This is a genomic window from Burkholderia sp. WP42 (assembly GCF_000745665.1).
Taxonomy (GTDB): Bacteria; Pseudomonadota; Gammaproteobacteria; order Burkholderiales; family Burkholderiaceae; genus Burkholderia; species Burkholderia vietnamiensis.
The window spans coordinates 74,004-96,164 of the sequence record NZ_JQJT01000031.1; the positions used below are offsets into that span (position 1 = coordinate 74,004).

21 protein-coding genes are annotated in these 22,161 nt (G+C 68.2%); 15 read left to right on the plus strand and 6 right to left on the minus strand.

All coding sequences use genetic code 11. The features are described 5' to 3' along the window. The first annotated feature begins 151 nt into the window (after positions 1 to 151). From EX20_RS19350 to EX20_RS19385, 8 genes are all read left to right on the plus strand, one after another. On the plus strand, positions 152 to 1,360 hold the full coding sequence (locus EX20_RS19350; protein ID WP_011880638.1) for an ABC transporter substrate-binding protein: 1,209 nt from the start codon (positions 152 to 154) through the stop codon (positions 1,358 to 1,360). Between the two features lie 67 nt (positions 1,361 to 1,427). Beyond that, a complete protein-coding gene (locus EX20_RS19355; RefSeq protein WP_014726266.1) occupies positions 1,428 to 2,288 on the plus strand; it encodes a branched-chain amino acid ABC transporter permease in 861 nt (286 codons plus the stop codon). Further along, positions 2,285 to 3,328 carry a branched-chain amino acid ABC transporter permease gene (locus EX20_RS19360; RefSeq protein WP_011880636.1) on the plus strand — a complete coding sequence of 348 codons (1,044 nt, stop codon included), beginning with the start codon at positions 2,285 to 2,287 and terminating at the stop codon, positions 3,326 to 3,328. Before EX20_RS19355 ends, EX20_RS19360 begins: the two co-directional genes overlap by 4 nt. Next, positions 3,325 to 4,092, plus strand: a complete 768-nt coding sequence (locus tag EX20_RS19365) for an ABC transporter ATP-binding protein (protein ID WP_034194423.1) — start codon at positions 3,325 to 3,327, stop codon at positions 4,090 to 4,092. Before EX20_RS19360 ends, EX20_RS19365 begins: the two co-directional genes overlap by 4 nt. Then, positions 4,089 to 4,790, plus strand: coding sequence for an ABC transporter ATP-binding protein (locus EX20_RS19370; protein ID WP_034194424.1), 702 nt, complete (start codon positions 4,089 to 4,091; stop codon positions 4,788 to 4,790). The genes EX20_RS19365 and EX20_RS19370 overlap by 4 nt, the downstream gene beginning before the upstream one ends. 34 nt (positions 4,791 to 4,824) lie before the next feature. Continuing rightward, entirely contained in the window at positions 4,825 to 6,105 is a 1,281-nt protein-coding gene (locus tag EX20_RS19375) for a Zn-dependent hydrolase (RefSeq protein WP_014726265.1), read from the plus strand. Continuing rightward, the gene (locus tag EX20_RS19380) at positions 6,102 to 7,604 is read left to right on the plus strand and encodes a M81 family metallopeptidase (RefSeq protein ID WP_034194425.1); all 1,503 of its coding nucleotides are present in this window, start codon (positions 6,102 to 6,104) and stop codon (positions 7,602 to 7,604) included. Before EX20_RS19375 ends, EX20_RS19380 begins: the two co-directional genes overlap by 4 nt. Before the next feature lie 114 nt (positions 7,605 to 7,718). Then, complete coding sequence (locus tag EX20_RS19385; RefSeq protein ID WP_034194426.1) at positions 7,719 to 8,906, plus strand: YncE family protein; 1,188 nt, start codon at positions 7,719 to 7,721, stop codon at positions 8,904 to 8,906. Positions 8,907 to 9,102: 196 nt separating this feature from the next. On the opposite strand, the gene EX20_RS33185 is transcribed toward EX20_RS19385, so the two are convergent. Next, positions 9,103 to 9,237, minus strand: coding sequence for a hypothetical protein (locus EX20_RS33185; protein WP_011880630.1), 135 nt, complete (start codon positions 9,235 to 9,237; stop codon positions 9,103 to 9,105). 336 nt (positions 9,238 to 9,573) lie between these two features. Between EX20_RS33185 and EX20_RS19395 the strand changes: the two genes are divergently transcribed. Beyond that, positions 9,574 to 10,005: a hypothetical protein gene (locus tag EX20_RS19395; RefSeq protein ID WP_014726261.1), complete on the plus strand. Its 432-nt coding sequence runs from the start codon at positions 9,574 to 9,576 to the stop codon at positions 10,003 to 10,005. Between the two features lie 78 nt (positions 10,006 to 10,083). Next, positions 10,084 to 10,896, plus strand: a complete 813-nt coding sequence (locus EX20_RS19400) for an alpha/beta fold hydrolase (protein WP_034194427.1) — start codon at positions 10,084 to 10,086, stop codon at positions 10,894 to 10,896. 90 nt (positions 10,897 to 10,986) lie between these two features. Here EX20_RS19400 and EX20_RS19405 read toward each other — a convergent pair whose 3' ends face one another. Then, positions 10,987 to 11,928 (minus strand): dihydrodipicolinate synthase family protein, encoded by a 942-nt coding sequence (locus EX20_RS19405; protein ID WP_014726259.1) that lies wholly within the window; start codon positions 11,926 to 11,928, stop codon positions 10,987 to 10,989. A gap of 525 nt (positions 11,929 to 12,453) precedes the next feature. On the opposite strand from EX20_RS19405, the gene EX20_RS19410 reads away from it, so the two are divergent. Continuing rightward, a complete protein-coding gene (locus EX20_RS19410; RefSeq protein WP_011880625.1) occupies positions 12,454 to 13,134 on the plus strand; it encodes a GntR family transcriptional regulator in 681 nt (226 codons plus the stop codon). Positions 13,135 to 13,252: 118 nt separating this feature from the next. Here EX20_RS19410 and EX20_RS32930 read toward each other — a convergent pair whose 3' ends face one another. Continuing rightward, positions 13,253 to 13,447: a hypothetical protein gene (locus EX20_RS32930; protein ID WP_072465533.1), complete on the minus strand. Its 195-nt coding sequence runs from the start codon at positions 13,445 to 13,447 to the stop codon at positions 13,253 to 13,255. Between the two features lie 574 nt (positions 13,448 to 14,021). On the opposite strand from EX20_RS32930, the gene EX20_RS19415 reads away from it, so the two are divergent. The 4 genes from EX20_RS19415 (at position 14,022) to EX20_RS19430 (ending at position 18,186) form a co-directional block, all read left to right on the plus strand. Next, on the plus strand, positions 14,022 to 15,008 hold the full coding sequence (locus EX20_RS19415; protein WP_014726257.1) for a TRAP transporter substrate-binding protein: 987 nt from the start codon (positions 14,022 to 14,024) through the stop codon (positions 15,006 to 15,008). Further along, complete coding sequence (locus EX20_RS19420; protein WP_014726256.1) at positions 15,005 to 15,553, plus strand: TRAP transporter small permease; 549 nt, start codon at positions 15,005 to 15,007, stop codon at positions 15,551 to 15,553. Before EX20_RS19415 ends, EX20_RS19420 begins: the two co-directional genes overlap by 4 nt. Before the next feature lie 4 nt (positions 15,554 to 15,557). Further along, positions 15,558 to 16,910 carry a TRAP transporter large permease gene (locus tag EX20_RS19425; RefSeq protein WP_011880621.1) on the plus strand — a complete coding sequence of 451 codons (1,353 nt, stop codon included), beginning with the start codon at positions 15,558 to 15,560 and terminating at the stop codon, positions 16,908 to 16,910. 451 nt (positions 16,911 to 17,361) lie between these two features. Next, positions 17,362 to 18,186, plus strand: a complete 825-nt coding sequence (locus EX20_RS19430; RefSeq protein WP_034194428.1) for an alpha/beta fold hydrolase — start codon at positions 17,362 to 17,364, stop codon at positions 18,184 to 18,186. A gap of 87 nt (positions 18,187 to 18,273) precedes the next feature. Here the strand turns inward: EX20_RS19430 and proP are convergent, their stop codons facing one another. The 3 genes from proP to EX20_RS19445 form a co-directional block, all read right to left on the minus strand. After that, the gene (proP, locus tag EX20_RS19435) at positions 18,274 to 19,743 is read right to left on the minus strand and encodes a glycine betaine/L-proline transporter ProP (RefSeq protein ID WP_014726252.1); all 1,470 of its coding nucleotides are present in this window, start codon (positions 19,741 to 19,743) and stop codon (positions 18,274 to 18,276) included. 509 nt (positions 19,744 to 20,252) lie between these two features. Continuing rightward, entirely contained in the window at positions 20,253 to 21,320 is a 1,068-nt protein-coding gene (locus tag EX20_RS19440) for a porin (protein WP_014726251.1), read from the minus strand. 226 nt (positions 21,321 to 21,546) lie between these two features. Beyond that, positions 21,547 to 22,161: AMP-binding enzyme (locus EX20_RS19445; protein ID WP_156126949.1), on the minus strand; the 615-nt coding region annotated here is incomplete at its 5' end.

Here is a 22,161-nt window from a genome sequence, read left to right on the forward strand (position 1 = left end):
GATTGACACCAATTTTGATCAACTCTAGCATCCGGTTCATTCTATTTATCATGATAAATAGAATGAACCGGCGGCGGGCATCCTGCAGCGCGCAGGCACGGTTTGGCAGTCGGTCGCATCGCGTGTGTCCCCTTCACCAAGGAGCGTCAACTTGAATCGCCGAGAACTGTTGAAACTGGCCGCGCTGTCGGCCGTGCCGGGTGCGCTCGGCAGCATGGCGTCCCGCGCCGCGTTCGCACAGGGTTCGCCCATCCAGCTCGCCTGCCCGGTGCCGATGTCCGGGCCGTTCGCCGCGAACGGCAAGTACGCCGATCTCGGCATGCAGCTCGTCGTCAGGCAATACGGCAAGGTGCTCGGCGCACCGCTCGCATACACGGCGCTCGACACCGAGGGCAAGCCGGCGACGGCCGTGCGGCGCGTGCAGGAGATCGCGCAGCAGAAGGGCGTGCGCTTCTTCGCGGGCGGCATTCTGTCGTCCGAATCGCTGGCGATGGGCAAGGAAGTGCAGAAGGCGGGCGGCGTGTTCATCACGACGGCCGGCGCCGACGAGATCACCGGCAAGGACTGCAACGACGCGACGTTTCGCTGGTCGGTGCCGACCTTCGGCGCGATCGAGCAGACGGTGCGCCCGCTGATCGGCATGCTGCCGAAAGCGAAGCGCTGGTACACGATCACGCCGCAATACGTGTTCGGCGACGGGCTGCTGTCGGCCGCGAAGGCGATCTTCAAGGAAAAGGGCATCGAGCATGTGGGCAACAGCTATCACTCGCTCGCCGAGAAGGAATTCAGCGGCTATCTGACCAATGCGGCCGCCGCGCAGCCCGACGTGCTGCTGATCCTGAACTTCGGCTCGCAGTCATCGGACACGCTGCGTCAGGCCGTGAGCTTCGGGATGAAGCGCAACTGCACGATCCTGCTCGCATGGGCGTCGGGGCTCGAGCAGTTCGAGGCGCTCGGCCCCGACATCTGCGACGGCGTGTATTTCGGCGCGCAGTACTGGCACGGCATCGATTCGCCGCTGAACCGCGATCTCGTGAAGCGCGCGAACGCCGCGTTCAAGGCCAATCCGAACTACAGCCTCGCGGGCTCGTACATCTGCTCGAAGATCCTGCTCGACGCGATGGTGAAGGCCGGCACCGCGGAGCCGAAGAAGGTCATCGCCGCGATGGAGGGGATGAAGTACGACGGGCTCACGGGTCCGGAGGAAATCCGCAAGGGCGACCACCAGGTATTGAAGAACTACTACCTGCTGAAGGGCAAGCCGAAAAGCCGGATGAAGAACGCGGACGACTACGCGGACGTGGTCAGCTCCGGGCAGTCGTTCCTGCCCGTCGACAAGACCGGCTGCAAGCTCGCGTGACGCGCCGGCCGCGTTCGCGGCCGCTGCGCGCCGACCACCGTTCCTCCTCCTTACCGATACGGAAGCCATGAACGTCTATCTGCTGCAGATCGTCAACGGCATCGGCGTGGGCATGCTGTACTTCCTGCTCGCGGTCGGCCTGTCGATCGTGTTCGGCCTGCTGCGCTTCGTGAATTTCGCGCACGGTGCGTTTTATCTGCTCGGCGCGTACCTGTGTTATCAGGCGCTGCAATGGTCGGCGAATTTCTGGGCCGCGCTCGCGGTCGTGCCGCTCGTCGTCGGCGCGTTCGCATGGATCGTCGAAAAGCTCGTGCTGCGTCACGTGTATGCACAGCAACACGAATTCCACATCCTCGCGACGGTCGGCCTGGCGCTCGTGCTGCAGGAGTGCGCGATCCTCGCGTGGGGCCCGCTTGGCGACAACGTACCGCCGCCCGACGCGCTCAGCGGCGTCGTGATCTGGGGCGGCTTCGTCTATCCGAAATACCGGCTGTTCGTGATCGGCTTCACGGCAGTGCTGGCCGCGCTGCTGTGGTGGGTTCTCGACGGCACGCGGCTCGGCAGCACGGTGCGCGCGGGCAGCGAGTCGTCGGAAATGGTGTCGCTGCTCGGCATCAACGTGACGCGCGTGTTCAGCCTCGTGTTCGCGCTCGGCGCGGCGACGGCCGCACTCGCGGGCGTCCTGGCCGCGCCGATCCGCGGCGTCGATCCGTTCATGGGGATCGAGGCGCTCGGCGTCGCGTTCGTCGTGGTCGTTGTCGGCGGGATGGGAAATTTTCTCGGCGCGCTGGTGGGCGGGCTGCTCGTCGGCATCGTACAGAGCCTGATGAGCACGCTGTGGCCCGAAGGCGCGCGCCTGATGATCTATGTCGCGATGGCGGCCGTGCTGCTGCTGCGTCCGAACGGTTTGCTCGGGAGGGCTGCATGATCGAATCGTCGAAATCGCTGCCGTCGGATGCGGCGGCGTCGCGGCGTGTGCCGCCGTGGCGCGCCGCGCTGCAGCGACCGGAAGGCTGGCTCGCGGTGGCGGTGGCCGGCGCGCTGCCGCTCGCGCTCGACTCGGGCTCGCTCGCGACCGAGGTGCTGGTGTTCGCGCTCGCCGCGCTCGGCTGCAATCTGTTGCTGGGCTACACGGGGCTGCTGTCGTTCGGCCAGGGCATCTTCTTCGGGCTCGGCAGCTACGCGGCGGGCGTGGTGCTGACGCACGGCGTCGAGTCGGTGACTGCGGCGCTGGTTGCGGCCGCCGCGCTCGGCGCCGCCGCGGCCGCATTGGTCGGCTGGTTCTCGATCCGGCAGCGCGGCACCTACTTCGTGATGCTGACGCTCGCGTTCGGGCAGCTGTTCTACTTCGTCGCCTATACGACGCCCGATGTGACGGGCGGCGACAACGGGCTGCTCGACATTCCGCGCCCCGCGTTGTCGGTATTCGGCCATCCGCTCGTGCCGCTCGATTCGCCGTGGCGCTATTACGGTTTCGTCGCCGTCGTGTTCGTCGCGGTGTTCTGGCTGCTGTTGCGCGTGTCGCGCTCGGTGTTCGGCCGCACGCTGCTCGCGATCCGCGACAACGAGGCGCGCGCGGCGGCGGCCGGCTATGACGTGCGGCGCTTCAAACTCGTGGCGTTCGTGATCTCGGGCGCGGTCACCGGCCTCGCCGGCGCGCTGCATGCATTGATGACGGGCATCGCGCCGCTGTCGAACATCGACTATCACACGAGCGAGATGATCCTCGTGATGACGGTGATCGGCGGCACCGGCAACCTGTTCGCGTCGGTGCTCGGGGCGGCCGCTTACGTGCTGTTCGCCGACTGGCTGTCGACGCTATGGCCGCGCTGGCTGCTGTTGCTCGGGCTCGTGCTGATCGCCGTGAGCCTGTTCATGCAGCGCGGCTTGTGGGGAGTCGGCGAACGCGTCGCGGCATCGCTGCGGCGCGCCCGGCGTACCGAGGCCGCGGCCGGGGAGCAGCGATGAGCGAAGCGATTCTGGAAGCGCGCGGCGTCGTCAAGCGCTACGGCAAGTTCACGGCGCTGGGCGGCGTCGATCTGCGGATCATGCCGCGCACCATTCATTCGGTGATCGGCCCGAACGGCGCAGGCAAGACCACGCTGTTCCATACGCTGACGGGCACCGTGCCGATCAGCGCCGGCTCGATCCTGTTCGACGGTCACGACGTGTCGCGCGAGCCCGATCACAAGCGTGTGCGGCGCGGTATAGCGCGTTCGTTCCAGGTGACGAGCCTGTTTGCGAACCTCAGTGTGCGCGAGAACCTTCGCGTCGCCGCGCAAGGCGTCGAGTCGCGGCGCGCGTTGAATCCGTGGGCGCCGCCCCTTGGCGCGCGGGCACATCAGGGTGTCGTCGACGACGTACTCGATCGGCTCGGCCTGCAGCGGTTCGCCGACACGGCGGCCGGCGTGCTGTCGCACGGCCAGCAGCGCCGGCTCGAAGTCGGGATGGCGCTCGCGGCGCGGCCGCGCGCGATCTTCCTCGACGAGCCGACGTCCGGCATGGGTATCGACGACCTCGACGACATGAAAACGCTGATCCGCCGCCTGCGCGACGATTACACGGTCGTGCTGATCGAACACAACATGGGAATCGTGATGGACATCTCGGACACGATCACGGTGATGCAGCAGGGGCGCGTGCTGGTCGAAGGCACGCCCGAGGCGATTCGCGGGGACGCGCGCGTGCGCAGCGCGTATCTCGGCAACATGATCACCGGAGGCCGCGCATGATCCTTGACGTGAAGGCGGTGCACGCGTGCTACGGCAAGAGCCACGTACTGCAGGGCGTTTCGCTCAACGTGCGGGACGGCGAAACGGTGACGCTGCTCGGGCGTAACGGCGCGGGCAAATCGACCACGCTCAAGACGATCGCGGGGGTCGTCGCGCCGAGCGGCGGCACGGTGACGTTCGCGGGCCGGGTGATGTCCGGTCAGCCCGCGCACCGGATTGCCGCACGCGGCCTGTGTTTCGTGCCGGAGCATCGAGGGATTTTCCGGCTGCTGTCGGTCGAGGAAAACCTGCGGCTCGGCGCACGTCGCGATTCGCCGTGGCAGCTCGACGACATCTATCGCATCTTCCCGCGGCTGAAGGAGCGCCGCCGCAACGGCGGTGCGCAGCTGTCGGGCGGCGAGCAGCAAATGCTTGCGATCGGCCGCGCGCTGATGAATCACCCGCGGCTGCTGATGCTCGACGAACCGGTCGAAGGGCTCGCGCCGGTAATCGTCGAGGAGATCGTCGCGCAGCTCAAGCTGATCAAGGCGGCCGGCGTGTCGATCCTGCTCGTCGAACAGAACCTCGAAGTGTGCACGCAGCTTGCCGACCGTCACTTCGTGATCGAACAGGGCGTGATCGTCTACGAAGGCAGCAACGCGGCGTTCACCGCCGATCACGACGTGAAGGATCGTTACTTGGGCGTCGGCGTCGCATAAGCGCCGTGCCCGTTCATTGCGAGGAATTCCACCGATGCAAGTTCAGGATTCGACACCGGGCGTTGCGGCGCTCGGGCTGCGCGTCGACGGCGCGCGGCTATGGGACAGCCTGATGCGGCTCGCGCAAATCGGCGCGACCGCCAACGGCGGCGTTTGCCGCCTCGCGCTCACCGAGCGCGATCGAGACGCGCGCAACCTATTCGTCGGATGGGCGAAGGAGATCGGCTGCACGGTGCGCATCGATGCGATCGGCAACATCTTTGCGCGCCGCGCGGGTGCGTGCGACGACCTGCCGCCCGTGATGACGGGCAGCCATATCGACACGCAGCCGACCGGCGGCAAGTTCGACGGCAACTACGGCGTGCTCGCGGGCCTCGAAGTGCTGCGCACGCTCGACGACGCGGGCGTGCGCACGCGCGCGCCGCTCGAGGTCGCGGTGTGGACCAACGAGGAAGGCTCGCGCTTCGTGCCGGTGATGATGGGGTCCGGCGTGTTCGCGCGTGCGTTCACGCTCGAGCATGCACTCGCGCAACGCGATCGCGACGGCATCGCCGTGCGCGATGCGCTCGCAGCGATCGGCTATGCGGGTGACGTGCGCGATGCACATGCGGTCGGCGCGTACTTCGAAGCGCATATCGAACAGGGGCCGGTGCTCGAGGCGCATGCGACGACTATCGGCGTGGTGGAGGGCGCGCTCGGGCAGCGCTGGTACGACGTCACCGTGCACGGGATGGAGGCGCACGCCGGCCCGACGCCGATGGCGCTGCGGCGCGACGCGCTGCTGGTGGCGGCCGATCTCGTGCGCGCGGTGAACGGCATCGCGCTCGCCCACCCGCCGCACGGGCGCGGCACGGTCGGCTGGATCGACGTGCATCCGAATTCGCGCAACGTGATTCCGGGCCGCGTGACGCTGACGGTCGATCTGCGCGCGGCCGACGATGCGACTCTCGCGGCGATGGATGCGGCTCTGCGCGCCGCGTGTGACGATCTCGCGGCGACGGCCGGCATGCCGATCGACGTCGAGCAGGTCGTGTATTTCGCGCCTCAGCCGTTCGACGCGGCGCTCGTCGAACAGGTGCGCGCGGGCGCGAATGCGCTGGGCCTGTCGTCGATGAACGTGATCAGCGGGGCCGGCCACGATGCCGTGTATCTCGCGCGTGTCGCGGCCGCCGCGATGATCTTCGTGCCGTGCAAGGACGGGATCAGCCACAACGAAATCGAGGACGCGGCGCCAGCCGATCTCGAGGCCGGCTGCAACGTGCTGCTCCATGCGATGCTCGCCGCAGCCGGCCTCGCGGAGGGCTGCACGCGATGAAGATCCTGATCGCCCGGATGAACCACGAGACGAATACGTTCTCGCCGGTGCCGACGCCGCTCGCCGCGTTCGGCCGCAACGGCCCCGACTGGGGCGACGACGCGTATCGCACGAACCGCGGGATGCGCACGGCGATGGCCGCATTCATCGACGCGGCCGAGCGCGCCGGCGCGCAGATCGTCACGCCGGTGTCGGCGGCGGCGAACCCGAGCGGGCCGGTCGCGGCCGACGCTTATGCGGCGATCTGCGACGCGATCGTCGCCGCGGCGCCCGGCTGCGACGCGGTGATGCTCGATCTGCACGGCGCGATGGTCGCCGAGCAGAGCGCGGACGGCGAAGGCGACCTGCTCGCGCGCGTGCGCGCCGTGCTGCCCGCCGCGCCGATCGCGGTCGCGCTCGACCTGCACGCGAACGTCACGCAGAAGATGATCGACCACGCGGACGTGATCGTCAGTTTCAAGACCTATCCGCACGTCGACATGTACGAAACCGGCGAGCACGCGGCGCGTTTGCTGCTCGATCGACTGCATGGCCGTGCGCGGCCGGTGCTCGCGTGGCGGCAGCCGCCGCTGCTGACGTCGACGCTGCGCAGCGCGAGCGCCGAAGGCGCGATGCGGCGCGCGCTCGAAGCCGCGCGCGCGGCCGAGGCGGACGGGATGCTCGCGGTGTCGGTGCTGGCGGGCTTCTCGCTCGCGGACATTCCCGCGCCGTGCGTGAGCGTCGTCGTGGTCGGCGACGGCGATCGCGCGGCGGCCGACGCGGTGGCCGAACGCATTGCGCGGCAGATCTGGGACGCGCGCGACGCGTTCGTGTATCGCAGCGCGCCGCTCGCCGAATCGGTCGCGCAGGCCGCGGCGCTCGCGCGCGGTGCGGACCGGCCGGTGCTGATGCTCGATCACGGCGACAACTGCATGTCGGGCGGCCCGTGCGACACGATGGACCTGCTGGAGGCCGCGCTCGCGCAAGGGCTCGACGGGATCGTCAGCGGGCCGCTGTGCGACCCCGACGCGGTCGCCGCGCTGATCGATGCGGGCGTCGGCGCGACCGTCACGGTGCCGATCGGCAACCGGATGCCGTCGCATGGTGGCGCGCGGCGCACGCCGTTTCGCGCGACCGGCGTCGTGCGCGCGATCACCGACGGCGAATACGTGATCACCGGGCCGACCTATACGGGCCAGCGCGCCTACATGGGCCGCGCCGCCGTGCTCGATATCGGCGTCGCGACGCTGGTGGTGACCGAGCGCACGCACGAGCCGTGGGATCTCGGCGTGTTCGAGAGCGTCGGCATCGATCCGCGCCGGGCACGCTTTCTGCTGCTGAAGTCGCGCATGTATTGCCGGCCGGTGTTCGTGCCGATCGCGGCCGCGCTCGTCGAATGCGACAGCCGCGGCCTGACCGGGTCGGACTACGCGCTGTTCCGCTACGAGCGCCTCGCGCGGCCCGTGTATCCGCTCGATGGCGTCGACCGGTGGGACGGCGCGGGGCCGCGCAGCGCGTGAGAACCGGCGCGCACGGCGGCGCGCGCCTTCATGCATCATGCGATTGCACCGGCCCGTCGAGCAGCTGGGTCGCGCGCATTCTTGCGTCTGCAACCGACCGGAGAACCGAACGCCATGCATTCGAAACGCTTCCACCTTCGTCGCGCCCGCCTGCTCGCCGCGTTGACGCTCGCCACGACCGCCGTCGCCGCGCATGCGGCCGACTGGATCGTGTCAGGCAACGACGGCAAGTACCAGCGCGTCGACGGGCGCGACACCTATCTCGCGTCGCCGCCCGCTGACACGCTGACGCTGCTCGACGCCAGCGTGTTTCCGCCCAAGATCGCGTTGCAGGTGGACGTCGAGAACGGCATCCAGGGGCCGCCGCAGGCGGTGGCGATCACGCCTGACGCGAAGCTCGCGCTGGTCGGTGCGCCCACGCGTTACGACCCGGCCGCGAAGCAGCTCGCGTACGACACGTTCGTGCAGGTCGTGACGCTCGACGCATCGCCGCCGACGATCGCGCGCATCGAGCTCGGCACGCATCCGCAGGGTATCGCGATCGACCGGTCGGGCCGGCTCGCGCTGGTCGCGAACGTCGACGGCAGCGTGTCGATCCTGCGGATCGACGGCACGCAGGTCACGCTCGACGGCAGCCTGAAGATCGGCAAGAAGCGCCTCGCCGGGATCAGCTTCACGCACGACGGCAAGCATGCGCTCGTGTCGCTGCGCGACGAGCAGGGCGTCGCGGTGCTGAACGTCGACGACGGCAACGTGACCGACAGCGGCACGCGGCTGAGCACCGGCGTCGCGCCGTACACGATCGACGTGTCGAGCGACGATCGTTGGGCCGTCGTCAGCAACGTCGGCCTCGCTGGGCTGCCCGGCTATACGGGCACGCTCGCGGGCGACGCCGATTCGGTTGCGCTGATCGACGTGTCGCACACGCCGTTTCGCACGGTGCAGTACCTGACGGTGCCGTCGCTGCCGGAAGGCGTCGCGATCTCGCCGAACGGCAAATGGATCGCCGTGCAGGCGATGGACGGCTCGAACCTGACGCCCGACAATCCCGGCCGCCACAAGCGCGGCAAGGTCGTGCTGTTCGAGATCCGCGCCGGCCGCGCGGTGCAGACGAGCGAGGCGCCGGGCGGCGAAGCCGCGCAGGGCATCGCGTTCACCGCGGACAGCCGGCACGTGATCGTGCAGTTCAACGTCGAGCGGCAGCTCGCGCTGTATGCGGTGGAAGGCGGCAAGCTGCGCGATACGGGCACGCGCATCGCGCTGTCGGGCGGGCCGTCGTCGCTGCGGACCTTGCCGCGTTGAACGGGGTGCCGTGCGGCCCGCGTGCGCCCGCCTGCGCGCGCACGCGGGCCGCACGGCACGGCAGCCGGTTCGAGCGGCGCGCGTTCCACGGGCTGCGAAGGGCTGGGGCCCGCGCGTCGTCCGGCGATGAAGCTGTCGGTCAGCGCGTCACGCCGGGTCGACGCGCATCTCGGCGCACGCCGCTAGCCCGCAAGCGCTACGGACGCAGCAGATCGAATCCGCCGAACACGACCACGCCGCTGAGCGCGATCATCGCAAGCGAATGCTGGCCGAAATACAGGATCGCGGCGGCGAGCCAAGTCGTCAGGCAGAAGGCGCCGATGCGGGCCATCGTGGATTCCTCGTGATACGTGATGAAGGGGGCGTAACCGTCGCCGTGCCGTGGAGGCGCTTGCTGCCGCTCGCGGGGCGCGACGCCGGCCGACGCGGTCGATTGCGCGCGATACTGCGGGCTTCGATACGCGGTTGCGGGCCGGCCGCGGCGAGACGCAATCGAGCGGCGGTCCGGCGGAAGGCAGGACTCGAATTTTACCAGCGTACCCGGCGCGTCTGTCTGGCCCCTTTGCGTCGCGCGGCTAAAGTTTGGTACGACGAATGCCGTTATCCGCTTGCAAGGTATTCGCCTGTTCAATCGACGGCAATCGCCGACCCACTACGGACCGACACAATGCAGATCGAACCTTCTTCCGCCGCGCAAACCCCGCTTGCGGCTTCCACGCCGACGGCCAACTCGACGGCTGCCGGGACATCGTCGCCGACGGGCGGCGCGACGGCTGCCGCTGCCGGCGCCGCGCCGGCCAACGGCGGTCAGGCGTCGAGCGCATCGGCGTCGTCGTCGTCGTCCGAGGATCCCGCGGTCAAGCAACTGAAACAGCTGATCGAGCGCCTGCAGAAACAGCTCGCGCAGATTCAGCAACAAATGGCGACCGTCGCGCAGCGCGCGAAGAACGATCCCGCCGCAGCCACCGAGCAGCAGTCGCTCGGCGCACAAGCGAGCACGATCTCCGCTGCGCTGTCGACGGCGATCGCGCAGCTCGCGCAGGCGATCCAGAAGTCGTCCGGATCGACGTCGGGCTCGCTGGTGTCGACGCAGGCCTGAATGCGTCGCGCGCCGCGCCGACGCGCGGCTTCGCGCATTAGAATCGCAAGCTCGTCTCTCCCCAAGGACGGCACCACGATGAGCGCGCACTTCACCGACGACGATCTCGTCCGTTTCGAAGAGCAGGGCGGGCCGCCGCTGCCCGCGGCCGACGCCGAAGGATGGCTCGACCATGACGGCGCGCGCATCTGGCACGCGTCGTTCGGAGATGGGCCGCCCGTCGTGCTGCTGCACGGCGGCCTCGGCCACGGCGGCAACTGGGGCCACCAGGTGCCGGCGCTGCTCGCGGCCGGCTACCGCGCGATCGTGATCGACAGCCGCGGCCACGGCCGCAGCACGCGCGATGCGCGCCCCTATTCGTACGAATGCATGGCATCCGACGTGCGCGCGGTACTCGACGCGCTGCGCATCGAGCGCGCGCGCTTCGTCGGCTGGAGCGATGGCGCATGCGTCGCGCTGGTGCTGGCCGCGCGCACGCCGCAGCGGGCGGCGGGCGTCTTCTTCTTCGCGTGCAACATGGATCCGAGCGGGACGAAGGAATTCGTGCCGAGCGCGTTGATCGACCGTTGCTTCGCGCGGCACCGCAAGGACTACGCACGCCTGTCCGCGACACCCGGCGACTTCGACGCGTTCGTCGCGGCCGTCAGCGAAATGATGCGCACGCAACCGAATTACGGCGCGTCCGAGCTTGCGGCGATCACGGTGCCGGTCGCGATCGTGCAGGGTGAGCACGACGAGTTCATCCGCGCCGAACATGCGGCATACCTCGCGCACACGATTCCGGGCGCGACGCTGACGCTTCTCTCTGGCGTCAGCCACTTCGCGCCGCTGCAGCGGCCGGCGCGCTTCAATGCGGCGATGCTCGCGTTTCTCGAGCGCACGGCCGGCTGACACGGGCGGCGGCGCTTCATCCCCGCGCCAATGAAAAAGCCACGGAACGGGCCGTGGCTTGCTTCGATCGCCGAACCAGCGGCGCCCGACTTACGCGATCGTCTTCGACCAGTTCGCGTACCAGTTGCGGAACAGCGTGTACTGCGCTTCAGCGTAGTTGCGTTGCGCGTCGCTCAGCGCATCGGTTTCGTTGAAGTGCAGCGTGTATTCCGTGTCGCCGTTCAGCACCATCAGGTGCTTGTAGAACAGCACGAGGTCGCAGCCTTCGTCGAACGACGACAGCACGGCGAGCGCCGCTTCGAGTTCCTTCGCGCGCACGCGCGCCACGGCGTCGCCCTGCGCGGCCTTCTTGCACAGGTCGACGAGCTGCAGCACTTCGCGCGGCAGCGCATTGCCGATGCCGGTGATCGCGCCGGCCGCACCGCAATTGACGAAGCCGTGGAACACCTGCGTGTCGACGCCGGCCATCAGCGTGACGTTTGCGTCTTGCGACGTGATGTTTTCGGCCGCATAGCGCATGTCGGCGGCGCCGCCGAATTCCTTGAAGCCGATCAGGTTCGGATGCTCGCGGCGCAGTTCGAAGAACAGGTCGGCGCGCGTCGCGAAGCCGTAGTACGGGCTGTTGTAGATCACCGCAGGCAGGTTCGGCGCGGCCTTCAGGATCGCGGAGAAGTGCGCCTTCTGCGCGGCCGGCGATGCGCCGCGCGACAGCACGCGCGGAATCACCATCAGCCCGTGCGCGCCGACCTTCGCCGCGTGAGCGGCGTGCGAGACGGCTTCCTTCGAATTCACCGCGCCCGTGCCGACGATGGTCGGCACGCCGGCTGCGACCAGCCGCGCGACGCCTTCCTGGCGTTGCGCTTCGGTGAGCAGCGGCCAGTCGCCCATCGAGCCGCAGTACACCACCGCGCGCATGCCCAGCGCCACCAGCTCCTTGCCCTTCTTCACCAGCGCGTCGAAATCCGGCTGGCGCTCGGCGGTACACGGCGTCATCAGGGCCGGAATGGTGCCGGTGAAAATGTTCTCGCTCATCTCGTTTCCTCACATTCAGATAGGTGAACTGCCATTGCTGGCAACCTGGGCGGTACGCGTGCGCGCCGGATCGTGGGGCTTCGCCCGATCCGGACCGTGGCCGGCCGCCTCTCGTTCGCGTCGGTGCCGAAACGGTGCCTCCCGTTTCGCCCGAGAGTCAGCCATCGACGAGTGCATTCTAGTGAGTTCGGATATTTTATACAATATAAAATAAAAAGGGCGTGAGGAAGGGAAGGGGAACGTGCTGGAAATGGGCGGGGGAATGGGCTGGAATGAGAGGGGAAGGGCGCGCGGAGCGTACCGGATCGCCTCCGCGCAAACCTTCACCGCGTGCGCCGGGATGCATGAAGTAAGCGCGCGGCCAGTCGGCATGCGACCGCCGCCAGCTGCATTCGGCGCGATTCGCCGAGCCGATCTGCCGGCCGCGTTGGCCGCTCCGCCGCTCTGCTACTATCGTAGAAAATATGCAATATTCACCGGCGCGTCGGCGCAAGCCTTGCCGCCATCCCTGGTCCGAACCGCAACATGAACGACAAACGCCCCGCCCTCGTCTACGCCACGCGTGCCGAGGCCGCCGCGAACGAACTGCGCCGTCGCATCCTGACCGGCGAGTACGTCGACGGCTACCAGCTTCGCCAGGACGCGCTGGCCACCGAGCTCGGGATCAGCCGCATCCCGCTGCGCGAAGCCCTCGTGCAGCTGGAAAGCGAAGGGCTCGTGAAAATTCTGCCGCACAAGGGCGCGATCGTCTCCGAGCTGTCGCCCGAGGACATCACCGAGCTGTTCGAGCTGCGCGCGCTGCTCGAGCCCGTGCTGCTGAAAAAGTCGATTCCGAAGCTCACGGCGGAAGACTTCGCGCGGCTCGACGCGATCCTCGACGAATACAGCGCGGTGCTGCACGCGAGCCAGTCCGGCCGCTGGGGCGAGCTGAACACCGAACTGCATCAACTGCTGCTGTCGCGGGCCGAGCAGCCGAAGACGGCCGCGATCGTCGCGTCGCTGTTGCAGCAGACCGATCGCTACACGCGCGTTCAGCTGTCGCTGTCGGAGGCCGCGCGCGACGTGGCCGAGTCCGAGCATGCGGAACTGGTCGCGCTGTGCCGCAAGGGCGATGGGCGCGCTGCGGCGTCGCTGCTGAAGCGCCACATCGAGCACGCGGGCGGCGAACTGAACGCGTTCCTGCGCGAACGACGCCTAGGCCGCTGAAGCAGCCGCGCACGGTCCGCGCAGCGGGGCCGCGAACGCGGCATGGACGCGCCGCGCTCGTCTCCCACAGCGCTCCCGCAACGCATCGGCGCAGCCTGATGCGTATGGGGGATGCCGCCTAGCCGCCGCCGATTCCCTGTAACACCTTGCCGGTGCCGCCGCATACCGTGCATGGCTGGCCTTCCACCATCCCTGTGCCGCGACATACACCGCATAGATCTTCGCCGACACCGGGCGTATCGGGCGGCCCTTCGTCCCCCGGATTCAACGGCGCGTCCTGACGCTGTCCCGCCGAGGGTCGACTCGTCTGCATCGCATACCTCCTCGTGTGTTTGCCGTCTCGCCGCGCCGCATCGTGCGTGCCCGCCGTGACGAAGTAGGGCACGGCGGCCGGCGCGCTTGCCAAGAGCTGCGCCAATACGCGCATCGGCGAGGCTCGCGCTGGCGTCCGCCCGACTCTGGAGTAGACGGCGTCGCGGCGTCATTACAACGGGGGAGCCGAACGCATTCGGCTGGCGCGGTGCGGACAAGATCGAGCACGTAAAGCCGTCAAGTAGTCAGTCATCGGACAACTAGAAAATAGCCAAGTCGGCTACCCGGCATCCCGGCCAGCACGGTGCCGACTTCCAATACCGACGCCCGTTCGGAAAACGTTTCGCTAACCGGGCGCTTCACGTAGAAACGTTTTCCCCCAATCGCCTCAAAAACCCCGGACTACTCCGCTTATACGGGTATGCACCAAGTGAGTTAAACGATTAACCGACGTACATTCGCTTCCACACGTCATACAACGTATGACTCAAGTTAAACGCAGGCCGTGTACCGAAAGCGGGCGGAGGTCGCCCGGCGCGCCGCCGAACAACGAGCAACCAGCAAGGAGACTGACGATGAAGCACCGATTCACCCGCTCCCGTACCGCCGTGGCCGTCGCGCTGATGGCAGGCTTCGCCGTATCCGCGCACGCGCGCGTGTTCCGCTCGGCGGACGTGCATGGCGACAACTTCCCGACCAACATGGCGGTCAAGTACATGGGCGACGAGCTGTCGAAGCTCACGGGCGGCAAGGACTCGATCAAGGTGTTCGGCAACAGCGCGCTCGGCTCGGAGAAGGACACGGTCGACCAGGTGCGGATCGGCGCGATCGACATGGCGCGCGTGAACGGCGCCTCGTTCAACGAGATCGTGCCCGAGTCGCTGATCCCGTCGCTCCCGTTCCTGTTCCGCGACGTCGACCATTTCCGCAAGGCGATGTACGGTCCCGCCGGCCAGAAGATCCTCGACGCGTTCGCGGCGAAGGGCATGATCGCGCTGACGTTCTACGAGAGCGGCGCGCGCTCGATCTACGCGAAGCGCCCGGTGCGCTCGCCGGCCGACATGAAGGGCTTGAAGGTGCGCGTGCAACCGTCTGACCTGATGGTCGACGAGATCAAGGCAATGGGCGGCACGCCCACGCCGATGCCGTTCGCCGAGGTGTACACGGGCCTGAAGACGGGCCTCGTCGATGCGGCGGAAAACAATCTGCCGTCGTACGAGGAAACCAAGCACTTCGAAGTCGCGCCCGACTACTCGGAGACGCAGCACGCGATGACGCCCGAAGTGCTGGTGTTCTCGAAGAAGATCTGGGACACGCTGTCGCCGCAGGAGCAGGCCGCGATCAAGAAGGCCGCGGCGGATTCGGTGCCGTACTACCAGAAGCTGTGGACCGCGCGCGAGGCGTCCGCGCAGCAGACGGTGACGAAGGGCGGCGCGAAGATCGTACCGGCCGCGCAGATCGATCGCGCGGCGTTCGTGAAGGCGATGCAGCCGCTGTGGGCCAAGTATGAAAAGACCCCGCAGATGAAGCAGATCGTCGACGAGATCGAGGCCACCAAGTGACCCGTCGCACTTCACCGAATGGCGCCGCGGCCGTCGGCGCGGCGCCGTGCCGCGCGCGCGCGACGCCGCTGCTGCACTGCGCGAACGACCTGCTGTTCCGCGCGCTCGCGGTGATCGCGTCGCTGTGTCTCGCGGCGCTCACGGTGCTGGTGTTCTACGCGGTCGTGATGCGCTACGTGTTCGAGAACGCGCCCGATTTCGTCGAGCCGATAGCGTTGCTGCTGGTGATCGTCATCGCGATGTTCGGCGCGGCGATGAAGGTGCGCGACGGCGGCCACATCGGCCTCGATTCGCTCGTGCAGCGCCTGCCGCCGAAGGGGCGCACCGTCGTGATCGCGATCCAGCATCTGTGCCTGATCGCGTTCGCGATCGCGATCATCGCCGGCTGCGGCAGCATGGCGGCCGAGACGATGGGCGACCGCATTCCGATCATCGGGTTGCCCGAGGGCGTGCGCTATCTGATCACGATTCCCGCAGCGATCGCCATCATCCTTTTCTCGCTCGAGCACCTGCTCGCGCTCCGTCGTTCTTCGTCGGGACATTAACGCCATGGAACTCGCGATCCTGTCCGTCAGTTTTCTGATTTTCCTCGTGCTCGGCGTGCCCGTGTCGTTCGCGCTCGGCATCGCATGCGTGCTGACCTACCTCGTCGAAGGGCTGCCGATCGCCACCGCGATGCAGTCGATGATCTCGGGGATGAACGCGTTCTCGTTCCTCGCGGTGCCGTTCTTCATCTTTTCCGGCGAACTGATGCTGCACGGCGGCATCGCCGACCGGATCCTGCGCTTCGCGCAGGCGACCGTCGGCCATTTTCGCGGCGGCCTCGGGATGGCCAACGTCGTCGCCTGTACGCTGTTCGGCGGCGTGTCGGGCTCGCCGACCGCCGACACGTCGGCGATGGGCGGCGTGGTGATCCCGTTGATGAAGCGCGAGGGCTACAGCGCGGCGTACGCGGTCAACGTGACGACCCACGCGTCGCTCGCCGGCGCGCTGATGCCGACGTCGACCAACATGATCATCTACGCGTTCGCCGCGCAGGGGATCACCGGGATGCTGCACGGCCAGCAGGTGAGCGGCGTGTCGATCGGCGACCTGCTGTTTTCGGGGCTGCTGCCGGTGCTGTGGGTGATGGGCTTCGTGCTCGCCGCCGCGTACTGGCAGGCCGTGCGTCACGGCTATCCGCGCCGCGAGGACGGCTCGTCCGCGCTGCCCGCGTTCCCCGGCTGGTATGCGGTGCTGCGCAGCTTCGTCGGCGCGGTGCCCGGCCTGATGGTGATCGCGATCATCCTCGTGTGCGTCGCGAAGGGGATTGCCACCGCGACCGAAGCGGCGGCCATCGCGGTCGTGTACTCGCTCGTGCTGACCGCGCTCGTCTATCGCACGCTGACCGTCGAGAAGCTGCGGCGCGCGCTGTCGCATGCGGCGCGCACGACGGGCGTCGTGCTGCTGCTGATCGCCGTGTCGAACATGCTGCGCTTCCAGATGTCGTATCTGGAGATCCCGGATGCGATCGAAGGGCTGCTCAAGCAGTCGACCGCCGCGCCGTGGCTGATGCTGCTGTACATCAACGTCATCCAGGTGTTCCTCGGCACCTTCGTCGACATGGCCGCACACATCCTGATCACGACTCCGCTGTTCCTGCCGATCGCGATGGCCTGCGGCGTCGGGCCCGTGCAGTTCGGCATCATGCTGCTGCTGAACTGCTCGCTCGGCCTCGTGCATCCGCCGATCGGCTCGGTGCAGTTCGTCGGCTGCGCGATCGGCAACGTGTCGATCGGCGAGACGACCAAGATGGCGTGGCCGTATTACCTCGCGATCTTCAGCGCGATCAACATCGTCACGTACATGCCGTTCTTCTCCACCTGGCTGCCGAGCCTGATCAGCGGGCACGCGGTGTTCTGAGTACCGGCATCGGCCCGCGTGGCGCCGGACGATCGAGGTCGTCCGGCGCCGCGATTGCGTTAACGGCTTCTTCCTTCGTGGCCGGTTTGCGGCGTGCGCGTGCCGCGCGTTGTGCATGCAAGTGACCGACGCCGGACCACGCTGCAGCATGCGGCGCTCGCCGAACAGGCCGGTGCGGACACGCGCTTGGTCCGCGTGCCCGGTTCGATGCGGGCCGCGTGATCGTTCGCACTGCGCGCCGGGCCGAACGCGGCCCGACGCCGGCATTCCCGACCCTTGGATCCAGCGCCGCATGCGAGCGCGCCACCGCCGCCGCGACGCGCTACACACGTCGCCTGCAGCGCCCGCCGAGCTGTGCGATCATGCGCGGCGCCAGCGTTGCTGGCAACGCGCCAGTGAATCAGCGCGCGCTTGCGCGCCGCTGCCCATCGTCGTCATACCCGGAGGCCCGATGCTCACCCGCACCATCCACGGCAGCACGCTGCATTACCACGATCACGGCACCGGCTTCCCGGTGCTGCTCGGACACAGCTATCTGTGGGACGCGGCGATGTGGGCGCCGCAGATCGACGCGCTGTCGCGCCGGTATCGCGTGATCGTGCCCGACCTGTGGGGGCATGGCGCATCGGGTCCGCTGCCGGCCGGCACGCAGACGCTCGACGATCTCGCCGCGCATGCGAGCGCGTTGCTCGACGCGCTCGAGATCGAGCAATGCGCGGTGGTCGGCCTGAGCGTTGGCGGGATGTGGGGCGCGCGGCTCGCGTTGCGCGAACCGCAGCGCGTGCGCTCGCTCGTATTGATGGACGCGTCGCTCGAAGCCGAGCCCGACGCGACGCGGCTGCGCTACTTCGGGATGCTCGATGCGATCGCCGCCGCCGGCAAGATTGCGCCACCGCTGCTCGATGCGATCGTGCCGCTGTTCTTCCGCCCGGACGCGAATCTGTCGGACCCGGTGCCGAGCGCATTTCGCGCCGCACTCGCCGGCCTGCCTGCCGACCGGCTGCGCGAGTCGATCGTCCCGTTCGGCCGGCTGATTTTCGGGCGTCCGGACACGCTGGCCGCACTCGCCGACCTCGATGCCGCGCGCACGCTGCTGATGTGCGGCGCCGGCGACATGGCGCGGCCGCCGTCGGAGACGGAGAAGATGGCAGGCGTGATCGGCTGCCGCCACGTGCTGGTGCCGGACGCCGGCCACATCTCGAACCTCGAGAATCCCGCCTTCGTCACGCGCACGCTGCTCGACTGGTTCGACGAGCAGAAGCTCGCCGCGGCTTGAGCGGCACGCGGCGTTGCGTGACGCCGCTGCGGCTGGCACTGCGCGACGGATGTGCCGCGCATCAGGCACATCACGTGCGTCACATGATCAAGCGCGTTCGCCGATCGGCGTGAGCTTGCGTTCGCGCCCGCGGACCTCGCCGGCGCCGCGGCGGATCAGCTCCTGCGCTTCGGCGCGGCTGCCCACGCACGGCGTGGAGCCCGGCAGCGGCCGCCGCGCGCTCTCGCGCAGCGCGAGCACCGACACGATGCCGATGAACGACGCGCCCATCAGGTAGTACGCCGGCATCATCAGGTCGCCGGTGCGATCGACGAGCCATGCGGTGACGAGCGGCGTCGTGCCGCCGAACAGCGACACCGACACGTTGAAGCCGATCGCGAGCGCGCCGTAGCGGATCCGCGTCGGGAACAGCGCGGGCAGCGCCGACGGCATCACGCCGGTAAAGGTCGACAGCAGCGTGCCGTAGATCAGCATCCCGCCGAACACCGGCAGCATGCCGCCGGTGCGGATCAGCATCAGCGCCGGCACGGACAGCACGAGCAGGCCGACGCAGCCGAACATCATCACCGGCTTGCGGCCGATGCGGTCGGACAGATGCCCGGCATAGAGCGTCATCGGCATCATCAGCAGCATCACGATCAGCACCATGAACAGCCCGTGCGTCTCGTTGAAGTGCAGCGTGGCCGACAGATAGTTCGGCAGGTACGACAGCGCCATGTAGTCGGTCACGTTGAAGATCAGCACGAGACCGACGCACTGGAGCAGCGGCCGCCACTGTTCGACGAGCAGCGTGCCGAACGACTGCTTCGGGCGCGCGCGTTCGTCTGCTTCGCGCGCCAGCGCTTCCTTCTTGAACGCAGGCGTTTCCTCGAGCTTGATCCGGATGTACAGACCGACGAGGCCGAGCGGCCCCGCGATGAAGAACGGCACGCGCCAGCCCCATGACAGCAGCGCGTCGTGCGACAGCGTCGCCGTCAGCAGCGCGACGGTGGCCGCGCCGAGCGTATAGCCGATCAGCGTGCCGAACTCGAGGAAGCTGCCCATGAAGCCGCGGCGCTTGTCGGTCGAGAACTCGGCGATGAAGGTGGCGGCGCCGCCGTATTCGCCGCCGGTGGAGAAGCCCTGCACGAGGCGGGCGACGAGCAGGAGCACGGGCGCCATGATGCCGATCGACGCGTAGCTGGGAATCAGGCCGATCGCGAAGGTGCCGACGGCCATCATGATCATGGTGGCGGCGAGCACGCGCTGGCGGCCGATGCGGTCGCCGAGCGGGCCGAACACCATGCCGCCGAGCGGGCGCACGACGAACGCGGCCGCGAACGTGCCGAAGGTGGCGAGCAGCTGCGCGGACGGGCTGCTCGACGGGAAGAACACCTTGCCGAGCGTGACGGCGATGTAGCTGTAGACGCCGAAGTCGAACCATTCCATCGCATTGCCGAACGCCATCGCGCCGACCGCGCGCTTCAGGATGGCGCGGTCCACGATCGTGATGTCGTCGAGCTTGAGGGCCTGGCGCGAAGATCGGGTTTTCGCGGAGTGCGCGTGCGGTGAACTCAATGAACGCTCCTGGAAGGGGCCTTCGCAGCGGGCCGGCGGCAGCGCGGCGGGACGGACGCGGCAGCGTCGGCGGCGAGGGCGGTTGTCTCGGGATCGCCACGGTGCCGTGACGCGGCGCGACACGCGACACGCGACACGCGACACGCGACACGCGACACGCGACACGGGGCAGGTGGCTGTGTGCTGGCGTGCACCAGTGTAGAGAAACGGAGCGTGCGGACTATCGGCGATGCGCCCGGAAATCGGTCGTAAACGACACGCATCGCGCAGCCGCGCGATGTGCGCCGCAACACCGGGCGGCGTCGGTCGACGCGTTGGACCGGGAAGCGCGCGGTCTATACCAGGCCTTCTTGCGGGCATGCGGCGCGGACGCAGCGCGTGCGCGAGCGGATCGCACCCTCGATGCGCGACGAAGTTCGCGCCGGAGTCGGCGCATGCCGACTCCGACACTTGATGATTCGGACTGCAAATGCAGAACGGCGGCGCTGCCGATGCCGCCGTTTCCTGCATCAGAACATGTGCCGGATCCCGACGTTCGCGCCGACGGTCGTGCCGTTGACCGCGTAAAGCGCGTTGGTGATGCCGAGCCCGGTGTCCATCGCGCCGTGGTTGTTGACCATCGCGACCTGTGCATACAACGCGGTCGCCTTCGACAGGCTGTACGTCGAGCCGACGGCGGCGAGCAGCGAGTGGTTGGCCGTGTCGTTGCGATCGCTCGTGAACCACACGCCGCCGTTCAGGTCGACCGTCGGCGTCGCCTGGTAGTCGAGGCCGCCGCCGTACACGTTGTTGCTGAACGACCCGGCAACCTTGTAGCTGGCGAACGACGCCTTCGCGGTGACGGGGCCGAACCGGTACGCGGCGCCGATCGTGCGGCCGACGAACGCGACGGTGCTGGCGGTGGGCGTCGGGTTGGTGCCGTCGTTGCCGTTGTAGAAGCCGGCGTTGATCATGAAGCCGCCGTGCTCGTACTTGAGGCTCGCGGAGTACTGGCGTCCCGCCTGAAAATCGCCGGCCTTGCCGCCGAACGCGAACATCGCGCTGCCGGTGAGGCCGGCGATCGTCGGGCTCGTGTACGACACGGCGTTCGGGTTGAACAGGCCGGTCACCAGCACGTTGTCGACGTAGTTGACGAGCCCGCTGCCGAAGTGCGAGAAGCTGCGCGGGTCCGAATCGAAGATCGCGAGCAGGAACGGCGAATACTGGACGCCGGCCTTGACCGTGCCGAACGCGCCGTCGAGTCCGACCCACGCCTGGCGACCGAAGATGTTGCCGTTCGAATGCGCGAATGCGCCGTTGGTGACGGCAAAGCCGCTTTCGAGCTGGAACTTCGCCTTCAGGCCGCCGCCGAGATCCTCGGTGCCGGTCATCCCGAACGTCGTCGGCGTCATGCCGGTATCGGCCATCGAGAACTGATGGCCTGCGTTTGCGCCGGTGGCGCTATCGAGCGTCTTGCTCGTGTACAGCAACGCGGCGTCGAGGTTGCCGTACAGCGTCACGCTGCTTTGGGCGAAGCCGCTGGGGCTGGCAAGCGCGCCTGCGAGCGCGGCGCAGCCGATCACGATCCTGCTTTTCATCGGGGTGTCTCCAGTGTTGTTGTACGTCCATGCATCGAACAGAAAAGGCGCCGGACGGCCGCGCAGCGGTGTCCGTCGCCCGGGCCGCGCACGCGGGATGGGGCGCGGGGACGCAGGTGCTCGGCCGGGTGGCGGCTGCGCGTCGCGCGTTCGCGGCGGGGATGGGCGCCGGAACGTGCGTGCGTCGCGGAGGTCGGGTGGGGCCGGCCGGTGCCGGCCCCGTCATTCAGAGCGACAGGCCGAACTGCTCCAGAATCGCCGGATTCTCGAGCGTGGAGGTGTCCTGCGTGATCGCCTCGCCCTTCGCGAGCGAGCGCAGCAGGCGCCGCATGATCTTGCCCGAGCGCGTCTTCGGCAGGTTGTCGCCGAAACGGATGTCCTTCGGCTTCGCGATCGGCCCGATCTGCTTGCCGACCCAGTCGCGCAGCGCCTTGGCCAGCGCCGCGGCCTCGTCGCCTTCAGGGCGCGAGCGCTTGAGCACCACGAACGCGACCACCGCCTCGCCCGTCGTGTCGTCCGGCCGGCCGACCACGGCCGCTTCCGCCACCAGCTCGTGCGACACCAGCGCCGACTCGATCTCCATCGTGCCGAGCCGGTGGCCCGACACGTTCAGCACGTCGTCGATGCGCCCCATGATCGTGAAGTAACCGGTGTCCTTGTCGCGCACCGTGCCGTCGCCCGCCAGATACAGCCCGCCGCCGAGCTCCTCAGGGTAGTAGCTCTTCTTGAAGCGCTCCGGGTCGCCCCAGATCGTGCGGATCATCGACGGCCACGGACGCTTGACCACCAGGATCCCGCCTTGCCCGTTGGGCACGTCCTGGCCCGTCTCGTCGACCACCGC